Genomic DNA, 11,542 nt, shown 5'->3' on the forward strand with positions numbered 1-11,542 from the left:
AAGAGCCCGGATATAAGCACGCAATCACACTAATAATGCTAAAAGTGGCTTGTACAATTGGAGGAGTCCATATAAGCCGCTTTACGCGGCGATCTTTTTATTTACCGCCTATCGCTTCTTTGGCGAACAAATGCTTGATTGGGCCGAGGTTGTCGACCAAGCTCAGGCCCACACCGCGCACTAGCTTTTTAAGCGGATGGCTGCCTTCAAACAGCTCTTTAAGCCCTTGCATCATGGCAATATGCTTTTGGGCATCTGCTTTTCTGCTGCGCTCATATTGGCGCAGTATCCGTGTGCTGGCAAATTGCTCTTGCGGTGCTGATAACAAGGTGGTCAGATACGCAGCGTCTTTTAGCCCTAAATTCATGCCAAGACCTGCAAGCGGGTGAATGGTATGTGCCGCATCGCCCATTAAAACGATCCGCCCTTGCACCCATTGTTTTGCATAACGCATGGTCAAAGGAAAAACATGTCTTTCGCTAATCAATTCACACACACCGCACTGCATATCAATTGCAGCACTTAATGCTTTGTTAAACGCCCCGACCGGCATGGCTTGTAGCTGCTTTGCTTTATCCGGTGCGGTAGACCATACAATTGAATGAGTATATGGGTCATCAAGCGGTAAAAAGGCCAGCGGTCCATCAGGAAGGAACACTTGTCTTGCTGTTGCATCATGAGGCGCTGCGGTTTTTATCGTTGCAACCAGCGCATGGTGGTCATAATCCCAATACGTGATTGGCATATTAAACTGCTGGCGAATAGCCGAACGTGCGCCATCAGCCGCCACCACTAGTTTCGCCATCACAGGTTCACCAGTAGCTAAGGTTAGCAACACATCGGTGTCTGTTTGATGCAAGCTTTGGTATTTTGTGTTCCACATCAGTTTGGCCGATTGCTGTGCTTCGAGTGCTGTTAACAACGCATAGCGAATGGCGTCGTTTTCAATGATGTGACCAAGCTCAGGTAAGTCTAACGAGACATTATCAAAGGCGATTTTACCAAAGCTGTCTTTATCGCGTACATCCATACGAGTATATGCCGCGGCGCGCTGCGCTTTAATATCAGGCCACACGCCCAAGCGCTCGAATAAAGCCTGACTTGCAGCGCTTATCGCACTCACGCGTGCGCTGTATTCTTGTGCCAATGGTGTTGGCTTTTCACCACTGTCTAACACTAGTACGGAGATATTTTGCTGCGCAAGCCCTAGCGCCAGCGTTAAACCAACACATCCACCACCAACAATACAAACTTGAACTTGTTGCATGCCAACTCCTTTATCCTTTATATCCCATCAATTGCTTGGCCAGCGGCGCTCTTGCTGTTTTGGACAACGCCATGGTAAGTAGACCTAAACTACGGCCTAAGGCTAAGGTTCTTGATGAGTTTGAAAATAGTCGAACGAGCGCATCGGTTAATGTCATCACCGTATTAATATCTTGCGCTCGCGCCAGTTGATAAGCACGCGTAAATTGAAAACTACCCCACTCTTCAAGCGTATTTGCCTGACATTGTGAGGTTAGTACTTGAATATCTCGTAGACCTAAATTAAAGCCCTGTCCTGCAATGGGATGTATGGCATGCGCCGCATTGCCAATCACCACCACGCGATGATGAGTGAGTTGCTCTACTCGCCCAAGCACTAGAGGGTAGCTTGCTCTCATACCCACTTGCACAAAGCGCCCAGCGCGATATCCAAAGGCTTGCTGCAATGCAGCTAAAAACTCGTGTGCTGTCATCGCTTCAAACTCGCTGAGGTGCTCATTTGGCATACACCACACCAGTGAATAGCGATTATCACTCATTGGCAGAAGTGCCATCGGGCCATGTTCGGTAAAACGCTCGAACGCCTGACCACCATGAGCCGTGTCGATTTGCACATTGGCAATCAATGCACCTTGCTCGTAGCCTATGCTATCAAAGCCGATATTGAGCTTAGCCCGCGTGGGAGATTGCGCGCCATCCGCAACAACCAGTAATCGACTTTGTAATTGCTCGCCATTATCGAGCGTCAGTTCAACCTGCTCTGGTTGTTGATGTATATGCGCCACTTGGTTCGGACAAAACAGTGCAATATCAAGATTGCTCAACTGCTCGTGTAAAAAGCTGCCATAGGGATTGACTTCAACTACATAGCCTAACGCTTTTTGGTTGTAGTCTTCAGGGTTTATCCACGCTTTACCAAAGTGACCTCTGTCTGAAACATTCACTTGTGTGATTGGCTCAACGTACTGCCACTCGGGATTAAATAGATTTAGCTCGCCCAAAAATGCGACCGACTGCGCAGCAAGCGCAATACTACGGTCGTCAAAACTTGGATGCTGTTTACCTTTTGGCGCAAAGGCTTCAATAACCGCAATCTTTGCCTGCGGAGAGACTTTTTTTATGGCGATGGCGGCGCTGGCTCCTGCCATACCACCACCAACCACGACGACATCAAACTGTTGCACGCAAAGTGTCCACTAGTTATTCATTAATGCTTCTATTTCTGCGATGGTTTTTGGCACCAGTGCGGTTAAGTTTTCATAACCTGACTCGGTGACCAACAGATCATCTTCGATACGAATGCCAATTCCTTTATACTCATCAGGAACTTGCGCATCTTCGTCAAAATACAGACCCGGCTCAATGGTAAGTACCATGCCAGGTTCAAATGGACGATCCGCTTCATCTAACTTGTATTCACCGACATCGTGAACATCAAGACCTAGCCAATGACCTAAACCATGCATGTAAAATGCTTTGCATGCCTGCGCTTCTAGGAGTTCGTTAACGTCGCCCGCAAGAATGCCTAAATCTACTAGTCCTTGAGTCAATACAGTCATCGCCACTTGATTGGCTTTAACTAATGTACCACCCGGTTTTACTTCACCAAAGGCCGCATTTTGCGCCGCCAATACCAACTCATAAATCTTACGCTGCGCATCAGTAAACTGGCCGTTTACTGGGAAAGTACGAGTTATATCAGCCGCATAGCCTTCAAGCTCACAACCCGAATCAATCAGTACTAAGTCGCCATCTTGTAGCGCATCACAGTTGTCGGTGTAGTGTAAAATCGTCGCATTGATGCCGCTGCCAACAATGGTGCCATAGGCTGGATGACGCGCACCGTTCATTGCATAATGATGATGAATTTCGGCTTCAAGCTGGTATTCCGTTGCGCCCGGCTTGGCAAACTGCATCGCGCGTTTGTGCGCCTCAGCACTAATTCTGCCCGCTTCGCGCATGATGGCGATTTCAGCATCCGATTTAAATAAGCGCATTTCATGGACGAGTGGGCGAATATCTTTGATTATCTCAGGGGCACGATAGCCCTTTTTCGGTGCGCCACGCAATGTACTTAGCAACTGCCAAACCTTATCATCAAAGGCGTTATATGTGCCTTGCCCGTAGAATAATACCTTGCGACCATTCACGAGATTTAATAGCTCGTCGTCTAAGTCACTCAGCGCAAAGGTTTGGTCGAGTTCAAGTTGCGATTTAGCTTGCTCATAGCCCATCCGGCGACCATGCCAAATCTCAGCAACCTTATCTTTATTACGACAAAACAGCGTAGACTGCGCATTGCCGTCTCTGTCTTTCGTAAGCACCAAAACCGCATCCGGCTCTTTAAATCCCGTCAGGTAAAAAAAGTCGCTATCTTGGCGAAACGGAAATTCAGTGTCGCGGCTACGGGTTAACTCTACGGCCGCAGGAATAATCGCTACGGCGTTGTTATCTAGTGCCGCAATAAGACGCGCACGGCGTGCTACAAACTCGCTGTTTTTTATCATAATTAATGTATCGTCTTTGATGTGCTAACTGACTGGGGTTCTTTACCCATCTCGGCAAAGCATAATAGTGTAGAAACACGCACATATTCTACCACTTCGAGCAGTGCTTCTTTATCGTCGTTGCTGTCTTCAAAACCAGTATCAAGCTTAGTTATTTCGCTAAAGTCGTTAATCACTTCTTTAACATCTGCAGATAACTTACCGTAATCTTTTTGCTTTAAACCAAAGCCTAGTAAAAAGCCTGATACCCAAGCAATCAGTGCGTTAGCTTGGTCATGTAATGATTCGTCCTCTGGCGGCAAGTAAAGTTCAAACTGGAACTCGCCGTCGTTAAAGTGCTCGGCAACTTGTTTATATAAATCGATGCAAAACTCTCTAATTGGCGCTGAAAATTTTTGACCGTCGTTGAATACGTCGCTCAATAGCCCTAAATACTCTGAATCTTCGATATTCAGACCACATGCCAATAACCCAGAAATGGTGCCGTGAACTTCGGCAGGGGCAATAAATAGTTCGTGTTTTTCTAATAGCAATTGAGCTTGCTGGTAGTCTTTGAATTCGCTCATAAATACATTCCCAAGCAATTGATACTCCAATGCTACCATCGCAGCCTTTGCAACTCCAACGAATTGTATGATCAACCTCAAGGCTGCTTTAGATTTCATCAATTTAGTGAAATAGATATGGCGAATGAATGGGTGTGTAAGAGGTGGAGGGATTGCAGAGCAAGTCCACAATCCCGTTAAACTAGCTTGATTGGCTTTACTTACCGCTTGCGTTGATCTTGATAAGTTCAGACAGCGTTTCTGGATTTTGTGCCATAGCCAAAGATAGCTGTTGCCCAAGCGCCATCATATTTTGGCTTTGTGGTACGGTCACAGAAATTGACAAAGACTCCATTCCAGATACAAAACCCGTGATTGCATCTTTTAATTCTTGCGGCATCGGTGAATACATTAACTGCTGTGCTGTCACCGCTTCAAAGTCATCTTTGGTCATTCCTTGCTGTGCAAGTTCAGCTTCTATGAATTGAGGCAAGGTGCCTGCATTGTCAATATTCACAGCCAGCGATTTTAATTCGAGCGATTGCATTGCTGTCATCATTTGCGACTGTACTTGAAGCTCTTGCTCAAGGTTTGGTGTATCGCCTTGAATTTTTGACGCCGCTAATGAAGCATCCATAAAGGCCTTACTATTTCCAAACGCAGCATTAAAAGAGGTTTTTACAATACCTTCTGCCGACGTTGCGAATTTCACCTCGCTGGCGCCAGATGCATCGTCATAGGCAAGACTTGTTTTTAAATGATAAGTTGCATTGACCAGCTCCGGCGACATCCCTTGGGTAAACTCTGCTGCTTCTTTTGCTAATTTTAAACCAACTAGGTCAAGTTCAGTGTAGGGGCTGATTTTGTCTTGCTCATAACCGACAATATTGAGCTTATCGATGGTAAATAATGTTATTTTTTCATCAGGTTGTGAGATCGTTAAATCGGTAATTTCTACACCGCGAGAAAATAAATCAACAGAGCTATTTGCAAAACTCACCGTAAGGCCACTTTGCTGTTCAAAACTTGAGATTTGCTTGGTGATCTCTTGTTTCACTTGCTCATTTACATAATAGTTTGCGCCAACATACCCTGCGCCTGCTAACACCACAACGGCAACTGCTAATGTGGACTTATTCATATTTCACTCCATTATTTAAAAAAGTGCCTCAAGCGCTTCGCTAAGGCTAGAGACGGCAACAATTTCCATCCCTTCAATATTTTCTTTTGGTTTATTTGCTTTTGGTACAATTGCTCTTGTAAATCCATGCTTAGATGCTTCACGCAACCGCTCTTGCCCACTAGGCACCGGTCGGATCTCACCTCCTAACCCCACCTCACCAAATACCACCAGCTGCCTGTCTAACGTTTGGTTTTTAAAGCTTGAAACCAGTGCGGCTATTAAGGCTAAATCAGCGCTGGTTTCGGTCACTTTGACACCGCCTACAACGTTTACAAACACATCTTGATCCGACACCTGTAAACCGCCGTGACGATGCAATACAGCAAGTAACATGGCTAAACGATTTTGTTCCAAACCAACAGTGACGCGACGAGGGTTGGCGAGCTGTGAATAGTCGACTAGTGCTTGGACTTCCACGAGTAATGGTCGCGTACCTTCCCAAATAACCATGACTAATGAGCCTGGTGTTTGCGCTTCACCACGATTTAAGAAAATAGCCGAAGGATTGTTTACTTCCTTTAAGCCCTGGCTTGTCATAGCAAACACACCCAACTCGTTTACAGCACCAAAACGGTTTTTATTGCCACGTAATGTTCTAAAGCGACTGTCGGCACTGCCTTCCAGTAAAATGGAGCAGTCAATACAATGCTCCAGCACCTTAGGACCGGCCAGTGTACCATCTTTAGTTACATGCCCCACCATAATAATGGCAACCTGATTGGTTTTGGCAAAACGCGTCAAATAAGCAGCGCTTTCACGTACTTGAGAAACCGACCCGGGTGCCGATTGGATATCACTCATATGCATTACTTGAATTGAGTCGATAACCATAATACTTGGCTTTTCACGAAGCGCGAGCTGACAAATCGTCTCAACATTGGTTTCTGCGAGTGTTTTAAGCTTATTTGTAGGCAGCCCCAACCGTGTCGCACGCATGGCAACTTGTTGCAGCGACTCTTCACCAGTGACATACAAAGTGTTCATGGTTTCGGCAAGGCGACACATGGTTTGCAGCAACACCGTACTTTTACCAGCGCCGGGGCTACCACCAATTAATATTGCACTTCCCGGTACAACACCACCACCAAGTACACGGTCAAACTCTTTAAAGCCTGTTGAAAATCTAGGTAATTGTTCTAGGTTAACTTCATCTAAGGTTTGTACTTTAGCTTCAACAAGACCGGCATAACCTGACGTTGAACCGCCTTGAGGGACTGATTTTGCTGATGGAACGCGAAATTCCGTTACGGTATTCCATGCCTTACACTCTGAGCACTGGCCCTGCCAACGCGCGAATTCGGCACCACAATCACTACATACAAATGCTGTTTTCTTTTTTGCCATAAATTACAGGTATATATCTTGCTTAAACACAATAATAGGTTAAGAATAAACTAATAAAGCGCCAATGTTGACATAATATTGGCGGTGACCCAACTGGTCACATAAAATGAGCGCGTGTAAAACTGTTTATGCCTGAAGATAGATTACAAAAATATCAAAGCTTAATTGAAGATTTAAAGCTGGATCTTGGCGATCCGGCTTTTGATCGCATATTTAAGCAACGTACTGCGGACCTATCCAAGCCGGACCAATTTCTATTAAAAATGGAAATGTCGCGGCTATCTCAGCCCGTGGCACGATTTATTGACCTCAGAGGACAAGTCGCAGGTCAAGTTAAGCCTTATGAATATGAAGGCAAACAGCACTTTATGGATGACTTAGCAATCGAAGTATTCGAGCGGGAAGTCGCTAAACATGGGGGTTATACCCTTGCAGTTTACGAATCCGTAATGAGTACCGACAATAATTATAAGGTCATGCAAAGGCAGGCCAAAGCACGCGAAGAAGAAGTAGAAAAAGACGCGGTCAATCATAACTACACTAAACTAGTCCGTTTCGCGTCGTACGAAAGCCGCTCCGAAGAGCGCATGAATTACTCCATTAAGATCACAGTGGAACTGGCAAAAAATCGCCCTAAGGTTTCCGCAACTACCTCCGATATTTCCCTCAGTGGCGCTAAAATAAAATTACCGACCAATCAACAGGTAGATCCCGGACAAATTATTTCGATCCGCTTAGTGGGTCTCGAGCAAGACTTTGAACTTGGCTTGAAAGAAGGTATTCAGTATGAAGTCGTCGCCGTAGAACCCGGCACGATTGAATACAACCAAGTTCGCTTAAAACGCACATTTATCGAGAAAAACCAAGGATTTGATGACTTTTTAAATAGTTTTATACACGGTAACAAACGCCGCTATAAGATAAATCTCGACAACACTTTAGATGCCGTCGTTTGTAAAGGCTACGAACAGTATTATTTTCCGCGCGTCTGCTCTTTGTTTGTTTTCATCAGTGAGAAACAAAAACAGCTTTATCCAAGCATGGTGCTTACCAACGAAAATAACGCCCATATCAATTACTACTTTGAAGACGAAAGAAAACAATCAGGCCTTTATTCCGTCTTCAACCAAAAACGAATGCAGCGACTACTTGCGCTTTCTGGCGCGGTAAAAGAAGCGGTATGCCATGTGTTTACTCACTCAAGTCAAGGCAAAATGTACTTTTACTCAGCCTTTGACTTTGAGCTGGAAGAAATGCAGCAACTAAACGATCTGTTCTTTGCCTTTGGCAGCCAAAAAGACAGCTGGCGCACGTTTAAAGTACAACTCATGCCAAGCCATCATGAGGATGCGTTTATCCCGCTTTCGCTTCCCGCAAGTGCAGGCAAAAATGTCGAAAAGCTAAATAAACGCCCCACCCCGAGGGTGCAAGGCTTTATCCAAGACGTGAAATATCTCATGTTACTGACAGATATTGGAAACCCGTCGATCACTGAGCGATTCCAACGCCTGAGTTACGAACAAAGTTTAGTTAATCAGTTAAAGAAGTTCGGTCACGGCAAGTCAGCCACTCCACCTCCGCTTGAGGTGGTTGCGTTAGAATACGTTAACTTGCGTGCGCACAGACGCTACCTGTATAAAACCAATGTCGTCGTTCATATCGATGGTCAAGGCACGTTCAACTGTGTTACCCGTGATTTTTCTGTCATGGGTTTACAAATAGAGTGCGGCCAAGAAATGCCGCTGAGTAAAGGTGACTCAATACACTTAGACTTAGTCGATTTGCAGAGACTGACGAAACAGCACAATTTAACGAATTTGCGCTATGAAGTAATGATGGTCAATAAAACTAAAACTATCATTAACTTGAAAGTGCAGAAAATAGGTCAACTCGACCATTCTGCCATGGGGTTCTTTAAAGCCCTTATTGAGAGCAATAAAGACAAGCTGGTTGCTTGTGATGAAGCGCCAAAGGTGCCGGGGCTATCACTTGCGCTGCGTAACATGGTGACTAAATCCGTTTGCCAGTTTCCACTTTATTTACACAAAGAGACCTCACATAATGCGGTGGGAGCAATTGGACAGGGGCTTTACCCGACATCCCTTCACCACTTACTGCATTCGTTTAGCGATAATGACGATAACACCTTGGACGCCAAAGCCGTTTTCCCCGACCGTTTCGTCGAAGAAAAGCTCACCGAAATTCTAAAAACAAAATCGCGACAGGATAAACCGCTCAAATACTTGGTGTTTATTAAGTTTGATCCAAACCAAAGCAGTCAACACGAAGCGGTAGGTGCGCAAGTTATTGCCCATGAAGAGGCCATTGATAGCCTGTATTTGTATGCTAAAAAAGCACTACGCAATGACCTACTCTTTGTCTATCAGCTCTATGTATCAAAAACTGGCCGGCCAGATATGGATTATCTTGCGAATGAGCTGCGCTATGTAAGCCACTATGCAATCCACAAAGCAAAAGACCTAGAAGAAGCACTTTGGTCAGTGACTGGGGTGTGTGATTTGATAGATGTTACGGAATATGTGGTTCGAAACATGGGCTTTGATGCGCCGCTTGTTACTAAAATGGAAGAGCAGAAAAAGCGCTGGTTAGAGGCCAATTTTAAACACTGATTTCAACTGCTCCATATGCGCTTACAGTATATGGAGCATTGTTATAAAGATGTGTAGTTTGCAGCTAGGGCTACTCCACCCAACCAAATAGGGTTAATACTGCGATAGTCACGAGATAAAACAAAATATTACGTTTCACGAGGCGCATCATACAGCTTGCTTCAAAGGTACAACCTAAAAACTGTTGTTCAATTTGCTCAGCCGCAAGTGCAGTGCTTGTGACGATTTGACGATTTGTGGTTTTAAAATCAAGCACATACTTCAACCAACTTGATGTACCTTTACTGAAGTTACCAATGATCAAAAAACCAAAACTTGCGATCCGTGCAGGAAGCCAATTTAGCCAATAAAATAACCGACAAAACTGCTCAAACACATGCTGTAGCGGCGGATTTTCTTGCTCATGATGCCAATGCACAATTTGTCTTACCATCGCATATAGCACAGCGCCCGGCGCGCCCAACGCCACAAACCAAAAAATAACTCCGCAGTAATGCTGAAAGTTGATCCACGAAAGCGTCTGACCAAACGTCTCGCCGCCCGGCTCATCTTCTAATTTGTCTTGCCCCATTTGCAACGCATAAAGCGTAGCCGCTTCGTTATCACCTCTGGTCAGCGCATTCAAATAGCCTTTATAAAGCTTGCGATATTTTGCACAGCCAAAACAGACTAAGAGCACACAGATATTGATTGCAAACTGCCAAAACACAAAGTCACTTAGACTGTAAATAAAAGCAACAACCAATGCAGGAATAACTAACCAAAGCATCACACCGAAATGCGAACCCAACATGGCATTTGGCTGAGTCCAAGATTTGGTTTTCGCGTAGTAACTTTGCAGGTAATGGTCGACTTGCCAGTAGTTCGCCCGCGCGCCAAGTCGTTCAATAATAAGCGCGATGATGATAGAAATTAAGATCATGCTTGCCTAGCTCTCTTGGTTATTTAACAAGGTAAAATAATGCTGCCAATCAAATGCTGCCCCTGGATCTGTCTTTCTTCCAGGAGCAATATCATTGTGCCCTACAATACGATCATTCGTCAGCTTTGGATAGTGCTGCTGCAGCCAACGCGTTGTTTTTACTAAACTCGCATATTGCGCTTCGGTATATGGCGTGGTGTCTGTGCCCTCCATTTCAATACCAATTGCAAAGTCATTACAGCGCGTTCGACCTTGCCACTGCGACACTCCCGCATGCCAAGCCCGTTCAATGAAGGGAACGTATTGGGTGATGCTACCGTCACGACGTATAACGCAGTGCGCCGACACTCTTACTCCCTCTAAGTCAGAAAAAGTTGGATGTGCGCCGCAGTCCAGCGTGCCCATAAATAACTCTTCCACGTACGGCGTGCCAAAGCACCCTGCGGGCAACGAGATATTATGGATCACCAGTAAATCTATCTCACACGCTTGCGGTCTTTCATCGTAATGGGGGGATTGCTTGTGTTTAGCAAAAGGTAGCCAATTCAAAGTATTAGTTCCAAGCCTTGGTTTGCATTCGATTATAAAGACAAAATAAGACAAAAGGTAGGGATGGATTTATGTGTAATGTAACGATAGTACCGCGACATAAAGTCGCTGCTACGAAAACACATAACCGTTAGGCATCAAATCACAGCAACCAACGCATACACGTAGCAGCGGGTTTACCCCGCGACCTCCGTTTTGGCCGGCAACTCACTCCCTTCAAACAAGGCTTTGCACTTTAAATCAAACACACCGTCGCGACATAAAGTCGCTGCTACGAAAATACATATTGGTTTTCGGCATAAAGTCACAGCATGCAATACATACACGTAGCAGCGGGTTTACCCCGCGACCACCGTTTTAGCCATCAACTCATTCTTTACAAACAAGGATTTGCATTTCAAATACTCTGTCGCGACATAAAGTCGCTGCTACAAAAATACACAAGGGCTCAACATCAAATCACAAAAAGCAACACATACACGTAGCAGCGGGTTTACCCCGCGACCTCCGTTTTAGCCGTCAACTCATTCTCTACAAGCACGGCTTTGTATTTCAAAGACCCCGTCGCGACATAAAGTCGCTGCTACAAAACACAC

The 11,542-nt window shown here is 45.2% G+C and carries 9 protein-coding genes; 1 reads left to right on the plus strand and 8 read right to left on the minus strand.

Annotation, left to right across the window (positions count from 1 at the left end; all coding sequences use genetic code 11):
- Positions 1–97: 97 nt before the first annotated feature.
- From EXT47_RS12895 to radA, 6 genes are all read right to left on the minus strand, one after another.
- Complete coding sequence (locus EXT47_RS12895) at positions 98–1,267, minus strand: FAD-dependent monooxygenase (protein WP_039491972.1); 1,170 nt, start codon at positions 1,265–1,267, stop codon at positions 98–100.
- Between the two features lie 10 nt (positions 1,268–1,277).
- A complete protein-coding gene (gene ubiH, locus EXT47_RS12900) occupies positions 1,278–2,450 on the minus strand; it encodes a 2-octaprenyl-6-methoxyphenyl hydroxylase (RefSeq protein ID WP_039491971.1) in 1,173 nt (390 codons plus the stop codon).
- A gap of 12 nt (positions 2,451–2,462) precedes the next feature.
- Positions 2,463–3,773 carry a Xaa-Pro aminopeptidase gene (gene pepP / locus EXT47_RS12905; protein ID WP_039491970.1) on the minus strand — a complete coding sequence of 437 codons (1,311 nt, stop codon included), beginning with the start codon at positions 3,771–3,773 and terminating at the stop codon, positions 2,463–2,465.
- A 2-nt stretch (positions 3,774–3,775) separates the two neighbouring features.
- Positions 3,776–4,339, minus strand: coding sequence for a UPF0149 family protein (locus EXT47_RS12910; RefSeq protein WP_026000986.1), 564 nt, complete (start codon positions 4,337–4,339; stop codon positions 3,776–3,778).
- Between the two features lie 196 nt (positions 4,340–4,535).
- Positions 4,536–5,459, minus strand: coding sequence for a DUF945 family protein (locus EXT47_RS12915; protein ID WP_039491968.1), 924 nt, complete (start codon positions 5,457–5,459; stop codon positions 4,536–4,538).
- Positions 5,460–5,474: 15 nt separating this feature from the next.
- Entirely contained in the window at positions 5,475–6,845 is a 1,371-nt protein-coding gene (gene radA, locus EXT47_RS12920) for a DNA repair protein RadA (protein WP_010370516.1), read from the minus strand.
- Positions 6,846–6,973: 128 nt separating this feature from the next.
- On the opposite strand from radA, the gene EXT47_RS12925 reads away from it, so the two are divergent.
- Positions 6,974–9,475: a PilZ domain-containing protein gene (locus EXT47_RS12925; protein ID WP_130126776.1), complete on the plus strand. Its 2,502-nt coding sequence runs from the start codon at positions 6,974–6,976 to the stop codon at positions 9,473–9,475.
- A gap of 70 nt (positions 9,476–9,545) precedes the next feature.
- Here EXT47_RS12925 and ampE read toward each other — a convergent pair whose 3' ends face one another.
- Both ampE and ampD read right to left on the minus strand, forming a co-directional pair.
- Positions 9,546–10,397 (minus strand): beta-lactamase regulator AmpE, encoded by an 852-nt coding sequence (ampE, locus tag EXT47_RS12930; protein WP_130126777.1) that lies wholly within the window; start codon positions 10,395–10,397, stop codon positions 9,546–9,548.
- Positions 10,398–10,403: 6 nt separating this feature from the next.
- Complete coding sequence (ampD, locus tag EXT47_RS12935) at positions 10,404–10,946, minus strand: 1,6-anhydro-N-acetylmuramyl-L-alanine amidase AmpD (RefSeq protein ID WP_099031196.1); 543 nt, start codon at positions 10,944–10,946, stop codon at positions 10,404–10,406.
- Between the last annotated feature and the right edge of the window lie 596 nt (positions 10,947–11,542).

The sequence above is a fragment of the Pseudoalteromonas sp. CO342X genome, from assembly GCF_004208915.1.
GTDB classification, from domain to species: domain Bacteria; phylum Pseudomonadota; class Gammaproteobacteria; order Enterobacterales; family Alteromonadaceae; genus Pseudoalteromonas; species Pseudoalteromonas maricaloris.